Source organism: Ruegeria sp. YTSB088, assembly GCF_059609825.1.
In genome coordinates this window covers 146,138-162,462 of sequence record NZ_JBXWMM010000006.1, presented here as the reverse complement: position 1 = coordinate 162,462, position 16,325 = coordinate 146,138, and the positions used below count along the sequence as shown (strand labels likewise).

Below are 16,325 nucleotides of genomic sequence, written 5' to 3'. Positions count from 1 at the left end.
ATTTCTCTAAGCCAGTGGCTTAGTTGGAACCTGCAGTTGTGATACCACCTGTTGCGGTGTTGCTGCCGGTGCTGATTGTCGATGCGTTCAGCGCAGTGTTCACGTCTGTTGCCAGGCCGGTCGCGCCAGCCGAGATCTGCTGGTATGCAACGGCTGCCAGGCCGATGACTGCTGCGGTCAGAACAACCCAGTCAACTGTTACTGCGCCGTCTTCGTCTTTGCGGAAGTTCTTGATGAACTTGATCATGTTACGTCCCTCCTAAAGGATCAAAAAGAGTTTAACAAACCTCGGCGTCTTTCAGAGCTTTCTCTCTCAGTCCGCTCATGTCCGTCTCGGTATGGGACTATGTTTGACTGTTGGGCGTGGCAGGAATTGGGCCAAACACAGATTTTTTTTCGCGCAGCTTAACTTTTTGGTGATAATTTTATTAACTTATTGAAAATAATGGATAAAAAAATATCATCGATTGAAGTGAAGGCCCTATAGCGATGCAAAATTGCGCCAAATGAGGCGAAACTGCCCCAATTCGCTTTGTTTTTCTGGCCTTGCGAGAAGATTCAGGGTTCAAATCGCCTAAAAAGAAAACACGAGGCAGGCAAATGAATCTCCGGAACGCACTCCAATGCGCCGGTGTGCTGGCGTTTCTGATATCGGGTACCGCATCAGTGAATGCGACCGAGATAGAGCCGCGCGGCGTATACAAGCGAGTCAAAGCCCCCAAACCCGGCGAACGCCCGCGTGTATCCGTGCAAATCACACCGGAAGAACACGCAGCCAACCCTTCAGCGCCCAGTACGGGCACTGAACTGGTGGTCCCTGAATTCATCGCGCGCACTAAGGTCACTCCGGCAGCGGTGCCTGGTGTCGAAGCCAAACGAGATCCCAAGGGGTCGTACAAGGCTTTCTGGAACCGGATTTCGCCGCACATTGATGAAGGCGGGGGCGGGCGGCTTGATGCGGCCATCAACGCCCTGGCCGCAACCAACGTGAGATCACCGCGACTGCAATCGCTGCAAGATATCGCAAAGGAACGCGGGATCGATATCCTCCGTTCCACTGTGGGAACCAATGTTTCACCTGCGCTGGTGTTAGCGGTGATTTCGGTGGAATCAGCCGGACGTGCAGATGCTGTCAGCTCTGCTGGCGCACAAGGGCTCATGCAGTTGATGCCCGCCACGGCGGCCAGATTCGGGGTGAAAGACAGTCTTCAGCCCTCTGACAATATCGCAGGCGGTGTGAAATACCTCAACTGGCTGATGGAAGAGTTCGGGAATGATCCAATACTAGTATTGGCTGGATACAACGCGGGTGAGGGGGCCGTACGCAAACACAGCGGCGTGCCGCCCTATGCTGAAACCCGAGACTATGTGCCAAAGGTCCTTGCCGCGTTCCAGATCGCGCGGGCCTTGTGCACGACGCCGCCGGACCTGATTTCCGATGGCTGTGTTTTTCAGACGTCAAACTGAAAAAGGCCCGCCGTGATCTGGCGGGCCTTTCCAATTGATCAGGAAACGATTGTCGCTTCTGTTGCTGCGCGTAGCTCGTCTTCGCTGACACCATCCGCCAGTTCCACGATTTTCAGACCGCCTTCGACCACATCCAGCACACCCAGATTGGTGATGATACGATCTACGACGCCCTTTCCGGTCAATGGCAGGGTACATTCCTTCAGGACCTTACTGTCACCATGTTTGTTGGTGTGGTCCATCACGACAATCACACGGCCTACGCCTGCGACCAGATCCATTGCACCGCCCATGCCTTTCACCAGCTTTCCGGGAATCATCCAGTTGGCCAGATCACCTTTCTCATCCACTTCCATTGCACCCAGAATCGCCGCAGCGATCTTGCCGCCGCGGATCATGGCGAAGGATGTGGCACTGTCGAAATAGGCCGTGCGGGACAATTCAGTGATCGTCTGCTTGCCCGCATTGATCAGGTCTGGGTCTTCTTCGCCCTCAAAAGGAAAGGGGCCCATGCCCAGCATGCCGTTTTCCGATTGCAGAGTGATGTCCTTGTCACCCACATAGTTTGCCACCAGCGTCGGGATGCCGATGCCGAGGTTTACATACATGCCGTCTTCCAGTTCCTCTGCCGCGCGTGCGGCCATCTGATTGCGGTCCCAGGGCATTATGCTTCCTCCTTCTTCCGGGTGGTGCGCTGTTCAATGCGCTTTTCGTGTTTGCCCTGAACGATGCGATGCACATAGATACCGGGCAGGTGGATGCAGTCGGGGTCCAGCGCGCCACGCGGAACAATCTCTTCCACTTCAGCCACGCAGATCTTGCCGCATGTCGCTGCCGGCACATTGAAGTTGCGGGCGGTCTTGCGGAACACCAGGTTGCCGGTGTCGTCGGCTTTCCACGCCTTGACGATGGCCAGGTCGGCGAAGATGCCCTCTTCAAGAATGTAAGTCTCGCCGTTGAAGTCCTTGTGCTCCTTACCGTCAGCAATCACGGTGCCAACGCCGGTTTTTGTGTAGAAGCCGGGGATACCCGCGCCACCTGCGCGCATCCGTTCCGCCAGAGTGCCTTGCGGGTTGAATTCCAGCTCCAACTCGCCGCTCAGATATTGACGCATGAACTCCGCGTTTTCACCGACATACGAGCTGATCATTTTCTTGACCTGCTTGGTTTGCAGCAGGATGCCGATGCCGAAATCGTCCACGCCTGCGTTGTTTGACGCAAAGGTCAGGTCTTTGACGCCCGATTCCCTGATGGCCTCAAGCAACAATTCCGGAATGCCGCACAGGCCAAACCCGCCTGCGGCGATCAGCATACCATCCGACAGCACCCCATCGAGCGCCTCGGTGGCATTGGCATAGACTTTCTTCATGGAAAACTCCCCCAATGACATGGTGATGGGCAGGTTGTGCCGCCACGTCATTGGGAAGTCAATGAAACCCGGAGGAGGGAGGTATTTCTACCTATCCCGCCGCCTTCTTGGTTGTGGCCTTTTTCTTGGGGGCCGCCTTTTTCTTGGTGCCCTTCTTGGTCGCGCGTTCATTGACCAGTTCGATGGCCATTTCTTGCGTCACGTCCTCGGGTTTTATGTCCTTGGGGATGGTTGCGTTGACCTTCTCCCATTTCACATATGGCCCATAGCGCCCGTCGAGAACCTGCATTGCTCCGCCATTGGGATGCTCGCCCAGTTCCTTCAGGGGTTTCGCTGCGGCTCGTCGTCCACGTCCGGGATTGGCGCGTTTTTCGGCCAGCAATTCAACGGCACGGTTCATGCCGATCTCGAACACGTCATTGGGGTCTTTGAGGTTGGCGTAAACCGGTTTCGCCTCTTCCGGCAACTGATGCATCAAATACGGGCCGAACCGTCCGAAATTAGCGCTGATCATGCCTCCCTCGGGGTGTTCGCCGATCTGACGGGGCAGGGACAGCAGCGTCAGCGCCTTTTCCAGATCCATGTCATCCTTGCTCCACCCTCGCGGCAACGACGCGCGGGGCGGCTTTTTGTTCTCGGGCGTGGGTTCGCCGCGCTGAACGTAAGGACCGAACCGGCCGGATTTCAACCAGATCTCATCGCCACCATCTTCGCCCAGCAGTTTTTCGTCGCCTTCCGCACCTTCACCTGCAATCGGACGCGTATAGGTACATTCCGGATAGTTTCCGCAGCCAACGAACCCGCCGGTCCGCGAGGTCTTCAGGTGCAACTGACCGGTACCGCATTTCGGGCAGATACGCGGATCGGACCCATCCTCGCGCGGCGGGTAGAGCTGCGGAGCCAGAGTTTCGTCGAGCCTGTCCAACACTTCAGAAATCCGCAGCTCGGACGTCTCGCCAATCGCGGCTGAAAAATCACGCCAGAACTTGCCCAACAGGTCCTTGTAGTCGCGTTCCCCGGCGCTGACATCATCCAGCTCTTCCTCCAGATTGGCGGTGAACTCATAGCCTACGTACTGCCGGAAGAAATTCAGCAAGAAGATCGTAACGATCCGCCCCTTTTCCTCGGGGATCAGCCGGTTTTTGTCCTTGCGTACATATTCCCGGTCCTGAATCGTCGTGACGATCGAGGCATAGGTTGATGGTCGCCCGATCCCCAGCTCTTCCATCCGTTTGACCAGCGTCGCTTCGGTATAACGCGGGGGTGGTTGAGTGTGATGCTGCAGCGCCAGAACAGATTCGTTCTCGGACAGGATCGCCTCTTTCGCAATCTTGTCCCCGCTGTCGCTGGTCGCCTTGGCGAACTGATCCTTCAGAGAGGTTTTGGCAAAACGGGCTGGATCACCCTGCGTGATCTGTGGCAGACGCTTTTCGTCCTCGTCGGCAACGTCATCCCGGCCTTCTTCGTACACCCGCATGAAACCATCGAACATCACGACCTGGCCAGTGGCGCGAAGGCCGACCTGACCGTCATCGCTGCCAATCTCCACGGTCGTGCGCTCCAGGCGGGCGGCTGCCATCTGACAGGCAATGGTACGTTTCCAGATCAGATCATAAAGCTTGCGCTGATCCTCGTCCGTGACTTTCAAGGCCTTGGCGTCGCGCGACATATCTGTCGGGCGGATACACTCGTGCGCTTCCTGAGCGTTCTTGGCCTTGTTCTTGTAGATGCGCGGGCTGTCTGGAACATATTCCGCGCCAAAGCGGTCGGCGATGGCATCCCGTGCTGCCGCAACGGCCTCGGGCGCCATGTCTATGCCGTCGGTCCGCATATAAGTTATGTATCCGGCCTCATAGAGCCGCTGCGCCACTTGCATCGCGTGGCGCGCACCCATTCCGAACTTGCGGCTTGCTTCCTGCTGCAAGGTCGAGGTCATAAATGGTGCGCTGGGGTTGCGGGCGGCAGGCTTGGCCTCGACCGAGGTTATGGTCAGAGCCCGGCTGGTAACGGCCTGAACGGCCAGTTCCGCCTGCGTGGCGTTGGCCAGATCATGCTTGTCCAGCTTTTTGCCCGCCAGCGTGACCAGCCGCGCCTCATAGGTCTGACCACGAGGCGTCTCGAGCAGTGCTCTGACCGACCAGTATTCGACCGGTTTGAACGCTTCGATTTCCATCTCGCGTTCGACGATCAGGCGCAAACAGACGGACTGCACGCGCCCAGCGGACTTCGCGCCGGGCAATTTGCGCCACAAAACCGGAGACAGGTTGAAGCCCACAAGATAGTCCAGCGCACGGCGGGCCAGATAGGCCTCAACCAGCGGCATGTCGACCTGGCGCGGGTTTTGCATTGCCTGTGTGACAGCCTCTTTCGTGATGGCGTTGAAGGTCACGCGGCTGACAGGCGTGTCTTTCTTGATCGACCGGCGTTTGGTCAACGCTTCCTGCAGGTGCCAGCTGATTGCTTCGCCCTCCCGGTCAGGGTCAGTGGCGAGGATCAGTGCGTTGTCTTCTTTCAGCGCGTCAGCAATGGCTTTGACATGCTTGCGGCTGTCGTTCCCCACTTCCCATTTCATCGAGAAATCGTGTTCGGGATCGACGGATCCGTCCTTTGGCGGCAGGTCCCGCACATGGCCGTAAGAGGCCAGAACTGTGTAGTCGGGCCCCAGATATTTATTGATTGTTTTTGCTTTGGCCGGAGATTCTACAACAACTACGGGCATTTAAGGGAAAACCTCGCTCGACGAATTTGACGCCTTCTATGGTGGAGCAAAATGTGTGGGGCAAGCAGGAATTGTCAATGCGTTCCTTTTGCAGGTGGAAAAGCGCCGTGATTTCAGTGCGCTACCACAGATATTCAGGAACCGGACCAGCCAGATCAAGGGTTCGATCAACTTGCCAGCGACAGCAGACCTCCAGGCTGACGCTGGATTCGCCCATCAAGTTCAAGGTCGATCAGCGCCGGACCAAGCTCACCGGCTGAGACCGTGATATCCCGCAGCAATTGATCTTCAGCGATAGGTGAGGGACCGAGTCGCTCGAGGATCTGCACATGCAGGTCCCTTGCGGGGCGCGCGATCGGTGCAGAGGGAGGTTCGGGCGGTTGTGAAACCAAATCGTTTTTTCGGGGCAACGCTTCAATAACATCATCAGCGGATCGAACCAGCGTTGCGCCATCACGAATCAACAGATTGCAACCGGCGGCCCGCGCGTCGAACGGATGGCCGGGAACGGCCAGAACCTCGCGTCCCTGATCCAACGCGTCACGTGCTGTTATCAGACTCCCGGATTTGGCAGCGGCCTCGACGACGACAACGGCCTGTGCAAGCCCCGAAATGATCCGATTTCGGCGCGGAAAGTGACGAGCCTGGGGTGTTACACCCATCGGCTGCTCAGAAAGCCGCAAGCCTCTGGAGGCGATGTCGCGGGCCAGCTCCGTGTTTTCGGCGGGATAGATCACATCGACACCGCCTGCCATGACTGCCACCGTACCTGTCTCCAGTGCGGCCATATGTGCGGCCGTGTCGATACCCCGCGCCAGACCAGACACAACCACGTACCCCTTGCTGCCCAACTCCGAGGCCAAGCCACGCGCCGTCCGCGCGCCAAGCGAGGAACAGTTTCGCGCGCCGACCATCGCAATCGATGGTTTTTGCAGAAGCGAAACATCCCCGACTGCCCAAAGCAACGGGGGGGGCATCGTTCAAATCATTCAGGGTCGTTGGAAAATCAGCGGACCCAAGGCACAAAAGCCGCGCTTTGGCGGCCCTTGCGGCCTTGAGTTCCGCCTCGATCACGCCGGGAGGGCAGGTTTCATACCCTGTTATACCGGCGGCGCGTGCCATTTCAGGCAGCGCGGCCAGCGCGTTCTGCGCTGAGCCATGTTCGCGCAGCAGTCGACGAAATGTCGCCGGACCGACCTTGCGAGAACGCAACAGGCGAAGCCACGAGAACCGGTCCTCTTCCGTGGTGGGTGGGAGTGGGGGGTGATTGGAAGAAAGCTGCTCTTCGGTCATCCGTTGCTCCGCCTTGTTACAGAACTGGTTTACGGGAAAGGCGGTTAACAGCTTGTGAATCGTCGAAAATTAGACATATTTATTTTAATCTCGTCAGGCGATGCGACTATAAAATCTTGATATTAAACAATATAAAAGAAATACCACAGGAAGAGGTGCTTTTTGTCACCAAACGCAAGTTTAATGATGAAAGAGGCGCAAGGTTAACCCTGCGCCTCTTTCTGCATCCTGGGTTCGACTCAGGCTGCAGAGCCGCCGACGGTCAGCCCGTCCATCAGGACGGTTGGCTGGCCAACGCCTACCGGCACCCATTGCCCATCCTTGCCGCAGGTTCCCATGCCGGGGTCCAGCGCCATATCGTTGCCGAGGCCGCGGATCCGTTTCAAGGCCGAAGGGCCATCACCAATCAGCGTGGCCCCTTTGACCGGTGCACCGATTTTGCCGTTTTCGACGCGGTACGCCTCGGTGCATGAGAAAACGAACTTGCCGTTGGTAATGTCCACCTGACCTCCGCCGAAACCAACCGCCCAGATACCGTCCTTGATGTCAGCTACCAGAGCCTGCGGGTCGGCCTCGCCCCCCAGCATGATCGTATTGGTCATGCGCGGCATGGGTTTGTGCGCATAGCTTTGTCGCCGCCCGTTGCCAGTGGGCGCAACACCCATCAAGCGAGCGTTCTGTCGGTCCTGCATGTAGCCGGTCAGGATGCCGTCTTCGATCAGCACCGTGCGTGCGCTGGGCGTGCCCTCATCATCCACGCTGATCGAGCCACGACGATCAGCCATCGTACCGTCATCCACCACGGTCACACCTTTCGAGGCAATCTGCTGCCCCATCAATCCGGCAAAGGCCGAGCTGCCCTTGCGGTTGAAATCACCTTCCAGACCATGGCCTATTGCCTCGTGCAACAGGATGCCAGGCCAGCCGGGGCCAAGCGCAACTTCCATGACGCCGGCTGGCGCGGGAACGGCGTCCAGGTTGACCAGCGCAATGCGCAGCGCTTCGCGTGCCTTGGCCTGCCAGTCGGTGGGATCAATCAACCCGCTCAGGCCAACCCGACCGCCGCCACCGGCGGATCCGTTTTCGCGGCGGCCGTTCTGCTCGACAATCACCGAGACATTCACACGGGTCATGGGGCGCACATCGCGGACCATCACACCATCCGGGCGCAGAATCTCGACCTCTTGCACAGCCGCCGCGATCGTGGCGCTGACCTGAACAACACGCGGGTCCAGATCGCGCGCGAAGGCGTCTATCTCACGCAGTGTCTCGATCTTGACCGGGAACGCGGCAGATTCAATTGGGTCTTCGTCCGTATAGAGACGCGTATTGGTGGAGCGCGGAGCATCCGCCAAGACCCCGCCGCCATCCCCTACAGCCAGTCTTGCGGTTTCCGCCGCCCGTTTCAGGGCAGGAATGGAAACGTCAGTTGAATGCGCATATCCAGCCACTTCACCTTGTACGGCGCGCAGTCCGAACCCTTCCGACGCATCGTAAGACGCGGTGCGCAGACGTCCGTCATCGAACACGAGGGACTCGGATTTTCGTCGCTCGACAAACAGCTCTCCATCCTCGGCGCCATCCGTTGCCGAGCGCAATATGGCAAGCGCTTCATCGTGCGGAAGAGCGCTTTCAAAGGGGCGAAACTGGGCGTCGGACATGGGTTGGGACCTTTCGGGTTTGATCCAGATCAAAAATAGCGTCTGTTTGACGCAAGCATTTTGCTTTATCTACCCGACGGAATATGGTTTTTAACGCGGCCAAAGACAACGGGAGAGGTGCGACCGATTCACACCTTTTCGCCAGGGACGCAAAGATCAAACGATCAGGACAGAACATGAAGAATGCTTTGATGCTTTCAGGGTTTATGACAGCCCTCTCCAGCCTTCCAGCCATGGCTCAGGAGCTTGAGATTATTGGCAAGCCGGTTGACGGCGGTATGGGTTTTCAACCCGCGGCCACCAGCCTTGCCACAGGAATTCAGCGTCTGGACGGCATGATTCTGGTGATTATCACCGTAATCTGCCTGTTGGTAGCCGGTCTGCTGGTTTACTGCATCGTGCGCTACAACGAACGTGTTAACCCCAAGCCGGCACGGTTTTCGCACTACACCCCGGTTGAGATTGCGTGGACCCTTGGCCCCATCCTGATTCTGGTCTTCATCGGTGCGTTTTCGCTGCCGGTTCTGTTCAAACAGCAGGAAATACCTGAAGGCGATATCACCATCAAAGTCGTCGGCAACCAGTGGTACTGGACCTATGAATATGTCGATCACGATTTCGCGTTCGACAGCTACCTGCTGGGTCATCCCGCCACTCTGGATGAGGGCGCGCGCCCCGCTGACGCGGACGTGACCCCGTTTGTTCTGGATGACGCTATGCGCGCGAAGCTGGCAGATGCTGGTTACAGCGATGACGAATGGCTGTTGGCCACCGATACCGCCGTGGTCGTTCCGGTTGGCAAGGTTGTCGTGATGCAGGTTACCGCGTCTGACGTGATCCACTCCTGGACCATCCCGTCCTTCGGCGTGAAGCAGGATGGCGTGCCCGGACGTCTGGCAGAACTGTGGTTCGAGGCCGAGAAAGAAGGCATCTACTTTGGTCAGTGCTCGGAACTCTGCGGCAAAGACCACGCTTATATGCCGATCACCGTCAAAGTCGTCAGCCAGGAAGCTTATGACCAGTGGCTGCAAGGCGCGATCGAAGAATATGCAGGTCTGCCGCAAAACTATCAGGTTGCTTCGAACTGAGCACGCTGAGGGCGGGTTAAACCTGCCTGACACGAAATGCAGGCTGTGCGGGCTGACCGCACAGCTTTCGCCCCAAAAGGACCCGAGATGACCGACGCAAGCATCAATGCCAGCACAGCGACCGCCCACGCGGACGAGGCCAGCTTTGGCGATTACTTCGCCCTGCTCAAGCCGCGCGTGATGTCTCTGGTCGTGTTTACGGCGCTGGTCGGTCTGCTGGCGGCCCCGGTTCCGGTCCATCCCTTTGTCGGATTCTGCGCCATTCTGTTCATCGCCATAGGTGGCGGCGCATCCGGTGCGCTGAACATGTGGTGGGATGCGGATATCGACAAGGTCATGAAACGCACCAAAGGTCGCCCGATCCCCTCCGGCAAGGTGGAAGAGGGTGAGGCGATGGCCATTGGCCTGACCCTGTCGGGCCTGTCGGTGATCATGCTGGGCCTTGCGACCAACTGGTTTGCGGGAGCGTTCCTGGGCTTCACAATCTTTTTCTATGTCGCTGTCTACACGATGTGGCTGAAGCGCTCGACGCCGCAGAACATCGTGATCGGTGGTGCGGCTGGCGCTTTCCCTCCGGTGATCGGCTGGGTGGCTGCGACCGGATCCATGGCGGTTGAGCCCTGGCTGATGTTTGCCCTGACCTTCATGTGGACGCCGCCGCATTTCTGGGCACTGGCCCTGTTCATGCGCTCGGACTATGACGATGCGGGCGTGCCCATGCTGACCGTGACACACGGCCGCCGTGCGACGCGTGTACATATTCTGGTCTATACGGGCTTGCTGGCGATTCTGGCGGTAGGAACCGCGTTTTCTGGCATCGGCGGTCCCATCTACCTGACCGTGGCTCTGGTGTTGAACGCGTTGTTCCTGCGCGGCGCCTGGCAAATTTCGCGTCGGACCGAGGATGACTCGGAGGCCGACAACTTCAAGGTCGAACGCAGCTTTTTCAAACTTTCGCTGCTCTACCTCTTCCTGCATTTCGGCGCTATTCTGGCCGAAGCCTTGCTGAAGCCCTATGGTTTGGGAGGATGGTCATGAGCCTGCGCAAAAGCCATGAACTGCATCAGCGACGGTTCAGCCGCAATCTGGGCGTTGGACTGACGCTGGCTGCCTTTATCGTGATCATCTTTGGCCTGACCATCGTGAAGGTGTCGGGTACTGATTTCAACATGGCCACGCAAGAGGTTCAGAACTGATGGCGCTGTCTGGTCCTCAGAAAACTGTTGCCCAAACCGTGGGTGTGGTTGTCCTGATGGGCAGTCTGGCCTGGGCATCGGTACCGTTCTACGACTGGTTCTGCCGCGTTACCGGATTTGGCGGCACCACGGGTGTTGCCGAAGCCGCCCCCGAAGAAGTTCTGGACCGCACTGTCACCATACGGTTTGACGCATCCAAGGCCAAAGACATGGCCTGGGAATTCAAGCCCGTCGTCCGCGAGATGGAAGTACGCATCGGCGAGACCGGGCTGGCCTTCTATGAGGCCTACAATCCAACGGATCGTCCGATTGCAGGGCAGGCCTCATACAATGTGGCGCCCTATTCGGCAGGCGGGTACTTTCAGAAGATTGCCTGCTTCTGCTTTGAAGAGCAGGTACTGCAACCCGGCGAACGTGTAGAGATGCCGGTAACCTTCTTTGTCGATCCTGAAATGGTCGAAGATCTTGAAGCAAAGTATGTTCATACGATCACGCTGTCGTATACATTCTACGAAATTGACCTGCCAGAGGGCTATGCCGCCCTTGAAGCGCAGGCAGAAACAAACACGAACTAACGCCTGTAGGTGAGGGACGCTGATGGCACACGCTAAAAACCATGATTATCACATTCTGGCCCCGTCGATCTGGCCTCTGATCGGAGCTGTCGGCGGCTTTGTGATGTTGTTCGGAGCAGTCCTTTGGATGCACGGCGTGACGCCGTGGATGTTCTGGGCCGGTCTGGTCGCAGTTCTCTACACCATGTTCGCATGGTGGTCCGAAGTTGTTGTCGAGAGCCGCCAGGGGGATCACACTCCTGTCGTTCGCATCGGTCTGCGTTACGGTTTCATCCTGTTCGTCATGTCCGAGGTGATGTTCTTCTTCGCCTGGTTCTGGTCGTTCTTCAAACATCGCATGTACCCGATGTACGACTATGCCGGCACCGAATACATCCAGCCGGATATCCATGCGGTTGACCCGTTCCACCTGCCGCTGATCAATACGCTGGTTCTGCTGCTGTCGGGTTGCGCGATCACCTGGGCGCACCATGCTTTGGTCCACGACAACGATCGCAAGGCGCTGATCAACGGTTTGGCCATCGGTATCGTTCTGGGCATCGCATTCACCGCACTGCAAGCGTTTGAGTATTATGAGCTTCTGGCTCATGAAGGCTGGCAATTTGGTAACGATCAGTTCTATTCCAACTTCTTCATGGCGACCGGTTTCCACGGCTTCCACGTGCTCATCGGGACAATCTTCCTGTCGGTCTGTTTGATCCGGGCGCTGAAGGGTGATTTCACCCCGGAAAAGCACGTGGGTTTTGAGGCAGCAGCCTGGTACTGGCACTTCGTCGACGTTGTCTGGCTGTTCCTGTTTTTCGCGGTCTACATCTGGGGACAGGCCCCGCTGATGTAAGCCCGGTCAGCTGATTCAATTGCAAAAGCCGCCCCTTGGGGCGGCTTTTTCTCTATTCCGGGCACAAGATTGCGCCCCATACAATTGCGTGGTTGCAATTTGGCCCACACGCCCCTTAACAAGACGCCGGTTCCTGAAACGAGGTTTGACCCTGACATGCGTCGCATTCTGTTCCTGCTGATCTTCGGCCTTGCCGGTTTGGGCGCGCTGCTGTCGCTGGGCATCTGGCAGCTTCAGCGTCTGGCCTGGAAGCAGGAGGTGCTGGCCGAGATCGAAAGCCGAATCTCAGCCGCACCCATCGACTTGCCTTGGCAGGTTTCAGAGGACACTGACAAATACCGTCCGATAACGGTTGCGGGTGAGATGGAACCGGGCGAAATCCATGTTCTTGTTTCGGTCAAACAGGTCGGGGCAGGGTATCGGATCATCCAGTCGTTCAGCACCGAGGACCGAACTATTCTGGTGGATCGGGGTTTTGTACCGACAACGGCCAAGCAGGCGCCGCGTCTGACAGGCCCGATGGAGATCACCGGCAACCTGCACTGGCCGAATGAGGTCGACAGTTACACGCCTGAACCCGATATCGATGAAAATATCTGGTTTGCCCGCGACGTGCCAAATCTGGCCGCCGCCCTGGGGACCGAACCGGTGCTGCTGATCGCGCGGTCTGAGACCGACCCGAACGTGACGCCTTTGCCGATAGATACGGCGGGAATTCCAAACGATCACCTGCAATATGCAATCACCTGGTTTGGCTTGGCTCTGGTCTGGGCTGTGATGACCGGTTATTTCCTGTGGCGCAATCGCGCCCCTTCTGAGAGAGAAGAGCAATGAAATACATCTCGACCCGTGGCCAAGCGCCAGAACTGACCTTTGAAGAGGCGATGCTGACCGGATTGGCCCGCGATGGTGGTTTGTATCTGCCCGCCGAGATCCCCGTGATGAGCCATGACGAGATCGCGGCGCTTGCTGGTCTGCCCTATGAAGAAATCGCATTCCGGGTGATGTGGCCTTATGTCAGCGGGTCCTTTGCCGAGGATGAGTTCAAGCAGATCATCGCCCGCGCCTATGAAGGCTTCGGCCACGATGCCCGCGCGCCGTTGAAGCAATTGAACGAGAACCATTTTCTGCTGGAACTGTTCCATGGGCCCACGCTGGCGTTCAAGGACTTTGCGATGCAGTTGATCGGCCAGCTGTTTCAGGTGGCACTGAAACGGCGCGCGGACCGCGTGACCATCGTCGGCGCGACCAGCGGTGACACCGGCTCGGCCGCGATCGAGGCATTCCGGGGGCTGGATTCTGTGGATGTGTTCATCCTGTTCCCGCATGGCCGCGTGTCCGAGGTGCAGCGTCGCCAGATGACGACGCCTGCGGACAGCAATGTTCATGCTCTTGCCGTGGACGGCGACTTCGACGATTGTCAGGCCGCGCTGAAGGACATGTTCAACGATTTCGACTTCCGCGACGGTGTCAAATTGGCCGGTGTGAACTCGATCAACTTCGCGCGGGTGCTGGCGCAGATCGTTTATTACTTCTCATCCGCCGTCAGCCTCGGTGCGCCGCACCGCAAGGTCAGCTTCACTGTGCCCACCGGCAATTTCGGCGACATCTTCGCGGGCTATCTGGCCAAGCGCATGGGGCTGCCCATCGACCGTCTGATTGTGGCGACCAACCAGAACGATATTCTGCATCGGTGTCTGTCGGGCGAGGGGTATTTCAAGGGCGACACGATCCCCTCGATTAGCCCGTCGATGGACATTCAGGTCAGCTCGAATTTCGAGCGCGCGTTGTATTACGCTTATGGCGAGGACGGTGGAGCCGTGGCGCAGTTGATGGATGAGCTCAAGTCCGGCGGCTTCAACGTCAGTCAGGGCGCGATGGAGGCGCTGCGCGAGAATTTCGACTCGGGCCGGGTGTCCGAGGACGAAACGCTGGCGACGATCAAGCATACACTTGCCGATAGCGCGGAACTGGTCTGCCCGCACACTGCGGTCGGGATCAAGGTCGGTGAAGACCACCGTGCCACCGGCATCCCGATGATCACACTGGCCACCGCGCACCCTGCAAAATTCCCGGCAGCGGTCGAGAAGGCAAGCGGCGCGCATCCGCCTCTTCCATCCCGCATGTCTGATCTGTATGAACGTCCGGAACGGGTGACCCGCATCGCCAACGATCTGGGTGCCATCGAGGATCATATTAAAGGGCACATCGCCGAGTGACTGTCAGACAAGACCAACTGAAGAACGGCTTTCGTATCGTCAGTGAACACATGCCGGGGCTGCAATCTGCGGCCATCGGCATCTGGGTGACCGCCGGTGGGCGGCATGAGCGGATCGAACAGAACGGCATCGCGCATTTCCTTGAGCACATGGCGTTCAAGGGAACCGAGCGGCGATCGGCGCTGCAAATCGCCGAAGCGATCGAGGATGTGGGCGGTTACATCAACGCCTATACCTCGCGCGAGGTCACGGCCTATTACGCGCGTGTCCTGAAGGACGACGTGGCGCTGGCAATGGACGTGATCGGCGACATCGTTCTGAACCCGGTGTTTGACCCGCGCGAGATCGAGGTCGAGCGTGGTGTGATCCTGCAGGAAATTGGTCAGGCCTACGACACGCCCGACGATGTGATCTTTGACTGGTTGCAGGAGCAGAGCTATCACGACCAACCCTTGGGCCGCACCATTCTCGGCCCGACCGAGCGGGTCAGTGCGTTTTCACGAGAAGACCTCTCTGGCTTCGTAGCCGAGCATTATGGTCCCGATCAGATGATCCTGTCCGCGGCAGGCGCGGTGGATCACGATCAGCTTATGAAAATAGCTGAAGAGATGTTTGGTCATCTGCAACCACGAACCGGGCTTATCGCCGAGCTTGCGCGCTTTACCGGTGGTGAGGCACGGCAGGAGAAAGAGCTGGAGCAGGCCCATTTCGCACTTGCACTGGAAAGCCCGGGCTATCGTGACGATGCGATCTATACGGCACAGGTATACTCGACGGCTCTGGGTGGGGGCATGTCTTCGCGCTTGTTCCAGGAAGTGCGCGAGACCCGCGGGTTGTGCTATACGATATTTGCTCAAACCGGTGCTTATGCAGACACAGGGACGACCACGATCTATGCAGGTACTTCTGCCGATCAGGTTGCAGAACTGGCCACGATAACCATCGACGAGATGAAGCGCGCCGCCGACGATATGAGTGCCGAGGAAGTGGCACGTGCCCGGGCGCAGATGAAGGCCGGGATGTTGATGGGGCTTGAAAGCCCGTCGAACCGGGCCGAACGATTGGCGCGGCTTGTGCAGATCTGGGGGCGGGTGCCTCCATTGGAAGATACCGTTGGCAGGATCGACGCCGTAGGAATCGAGGATGTGCGCGCGTTCGCTGAGACAATGGCCCTGCAAGCACCGGCGGCGCTGGCGCTGTACGGTCCGGTGTCAGCCGCGCCGACACTGGCTGAATTGCAGGAGAGGCGGGCGGCGTGATGCTGTTGGGCAGACGCAAGCTGAAACTCGAGACCGCGCGGCTCAGCTTGCGCCCGCCTGTACATTCCGACTTCAACGATTGGGCCGCGTTGCGGCGGGCCTCGAAAGACTATCTGACACCATGGGAGCCGATCTGGGCCAAGGATCACCTGAGCCGCAAGTCCTTCACCAACCGTGTGTACTGGGCACAACGTTCGGTAGCGGCCGGGACGGCTATTCCGCTTTTTTTGTTTCGCCGCGAGGATGACGTGTTGGTTGGGGCCATCACGCTGGACAACATTCGGCGCGGTCCCGCGCAGGCGGGCACATTGGGGTACTGGACCGGTCAGGCCTTTGCCCGACAGGGGTATATGCGTGAAGCAATTGGCGCGATGGTTCACCATGCCTTTACCCGATTGGACCTGAGCCGGATTGAAGCCGCCTGCCTGCCGGAAAACCGGGCGTCGCGCGGATTGCTGGAAAGCTCGGCCTTCAAGTACGAGGGCGTGGCGCAGTCGTATTTGCAAATCAACGGCCGTTGGCGGACGCATGTTCTGTATGCCAGCCTGCGGTCTGACCGGCGCGGAAAAACCGACGCGGGATAGGGTGGGGGCGCTGCCCCCTTCGCGGCAAGCCGCGCCTCCCCCGGGATATTTGGGGCC

General features: G+C 58.3%; 15 protein-coding genes and 1 pseudogene. 10 read left to right on the top strand and 6 right to left on the bottom strand.

All coding sequences use genetic code 11. The features are described from left to right. Positions 1-19: 19 nt before the first annotated feature. A complete protein-coding gene (locus tag AC2FFA_RS11600; RefSeq protein ID WP_209505573.1) occupies positions 20-247 on the bottom strand; it encodes a Flp family type IVb pilin in 228 nt (75 codons plus the stop codon). A 353-nt stretch (positions 248-600) separates the two neighbouring features. On the opposite strand from AC2FFA_RS11600, the gene AC2FFA_RS11595 reads away from it, so the two are divergent. Next, on the top strand, positions 601-1,467 hold the full coding sequence (locus AC2FFA_RS11595) for a lytic transglycosylase domain-containing protein (RefSeq protein WP_496851774.1): 867 nt from the start codon (positions 601-603) through the stop codon (positions 1,465-1,467). A 38-nt stretch (positions 1,468-1,505) separates the two neighbouring features. Here the strand turns inward: AC2FFA_RS11595 and AC2FFA_RS11590 are convergent, their stop codons facing one another. The 5 genes and pseudogenes from AC2FFA_RS11590 to tldD all read right to left on the bottom strand — a co-directional run bounded on the left by AC2FFA_RS11590 (position 1,506) and on the right by tldD (position 8,509). Beyond that, positions 1,506-2,132 (bottom strand): CoA transferase subunit B, encoded by a 627-nt coding sequence (locus AC2FFA_RS11590; RefSeq protein WP_117869711.1) that lies wholly within the window; start codon positions 2,130-2,132, stop codon positions 1,506-1,508. After that, complete coding sequence (locus tag AC2FFA_RS11585; protein ID WP_117872820.1) at positions 2,132-2,836, bottom strand: CoA transferase subunit A; 705 nt, start codon at positions 2,834-2,836, stop codon at positions 2,132-2,134. The genes AC2FFA_RS11590 and AC2FFA_RS11585 overlap by 1 nt, the downstream gene beginning before the upstream one ends. A gap of 91 nt (positions 2,837-2,927) precedes the next feature. Beyond that, positions 2,928-5,555 (bottom strand): type I DNA topoisomerase, encoded by a 2,628-nt coding sequence (gene topA, locus AC2FFA_RS11580; RefSeq protein ID WP_496851773.1) that lies wholly within the window; start codon positions 5,553-5,555, stop codon positions 2,928-2,930. 167 nt (positions 5,556-5,722) lie between these two features. Next, positions 5,723-6,848: pseudogene (gene dprA, locus AC2FFA_RS11575) on the bottom strand (DNA-processing protein DprA). 239 nt (positions 6,849-7,087) lie between these two features. Next, entirely contained in the window at positions 7,088-8,509 is a 1,422-nt protein-coding gene (gene tldD, locus AC2FFA_RS11570) for a metalloprotease TldD (RefSeq protein WP_496851772.1), read from the bottom strand. Positions 8,510-8,685: 176 nt separating this feature from the next. Here tldD and coxB point away from each other — a divergent pair, with 176 nt between their 5' ends. The 9 genes from coxB to AC2FFA_RS11525 all read left to right on the top strand — a co-directional run bounded on the left by coxB (position 8,686) and on the right by AC2FFA_RS11525 (position 16,268). Continuing rightward, positions 8,686-9,597, top strand: a complete 912-nt coding sequence (gene coxB, locus AC2FFA_RS11565) for a cytochrome c oxidase subunit II (protein ID WP_299898603.1) — start codon at positions 8,686-8,688, stop codon at positions 9,595-9,597. Between the two features lie 87 nt (positions 9,598-9,684). Then, positions 9,685-10,635, top strand: a complete 951-nt coding sequence (gene cyoE / locus AC2FFA_RS11560; RefSeq protein WP_299898605.1) for a heme o synthase — start codon at positions 9,685-9,687, stop codon at positions 10,633-10,635. Next, positions 10,632-10,793, top strand: a complete 162-nt coding sequence (locus AC2FFA_RS11555) for a cytochrome c oxidase system small membrane protein (protein WP_162896804.1) — start codon at positions 10,632-10,634, stop codon at positions 10,791-10,793. The genes cyoE and AC2FFA_RS11555 overlap by 4 nt, the downstream gene beginning before the upstream one ends. Beyond that, the gene (locus AC2FFA_RS11550; protein WP_299898608.1) at positions 10,793-11,368 is read left to right on the top strand and encodes a cytochrome c oxidase assembly protein; all 576 of its coding nucleotides are present in this window, start codon (positions 10,793-10,795) and stop codon (positions 11,366-11,368) included. Before AC2FFA_RS11555 ends, AC2FFA_RS11550 begins: the two co-directional genes overlap by 1 nt. A 22-nt stretch (positions 11,369-11,390) precedes the next feature. Further along, a complete protein-coding gene (locus AC2FFA_RS11545) occupies positions 11,391-12,206 on the top strand; it encodes a cytochrome c oxidase subunit 3 (protein WP_496851771.1) in 816 nt (271 codons plus the stop codon). Between the two features lie 156 nt (positions 12,207-12,362). Beyond that, complete coding sequence (locus AC2FFA_RS11540) at positions 12,363-13,040, top strand: SURF1 family protein (RefSeq protein WP_496851770.1); 678 nt, start codon at positions 12,363-12,365, stop codon at positions 13,038-13,040. Then, the gene (gene thrC / locus AC2FFA_RS11535; RefSeq protein WP_496851769.1) at positions 13,037-14,425 is read left to right on the top strand and encodes a threonine synthase; all 1,389 of its coding nucleotides are present in this window, start codon (positions 13,037-13,039) and stop codon (positions 14,423-14,425) included. Before AC2FFA_RS11540 ends, thrC begins: the two co-directional genes overlap by 4 nt. Beyond that, on the top strand, positions 14,422-15,684 hold the full coding sequence (locus tag AC2FFA_RS11530; protein WP_496851768.1) for a M16 family metallopeptidase: 1,263 nt from the start codon (positions 14,422-14,424) through the stop codon (positions 15,682-15,684). The genes thrC and AC2FFA_RS11530 overlap by 4 nt, the downstream gene beginning before the upstream one ends. Continuing rightward, complete coding sequence (locus tag AC2FFA_RS11525; RefSeq protein ID WP_117869702.1) at positions 15,684-16,268, top strand: GNAT family N-acetyltransferase; 585 nt, start codon at positions 15,684-15,686, stop codon at positions 16,266-16,268. The genes AC2FFA_RS11530 and AC2FFA_RS11525 overlap by 1 nt, the downstream gene beginning before the upstream one ends. Positions 16,269-16,325: the final 57 nt, after the last annotated feature.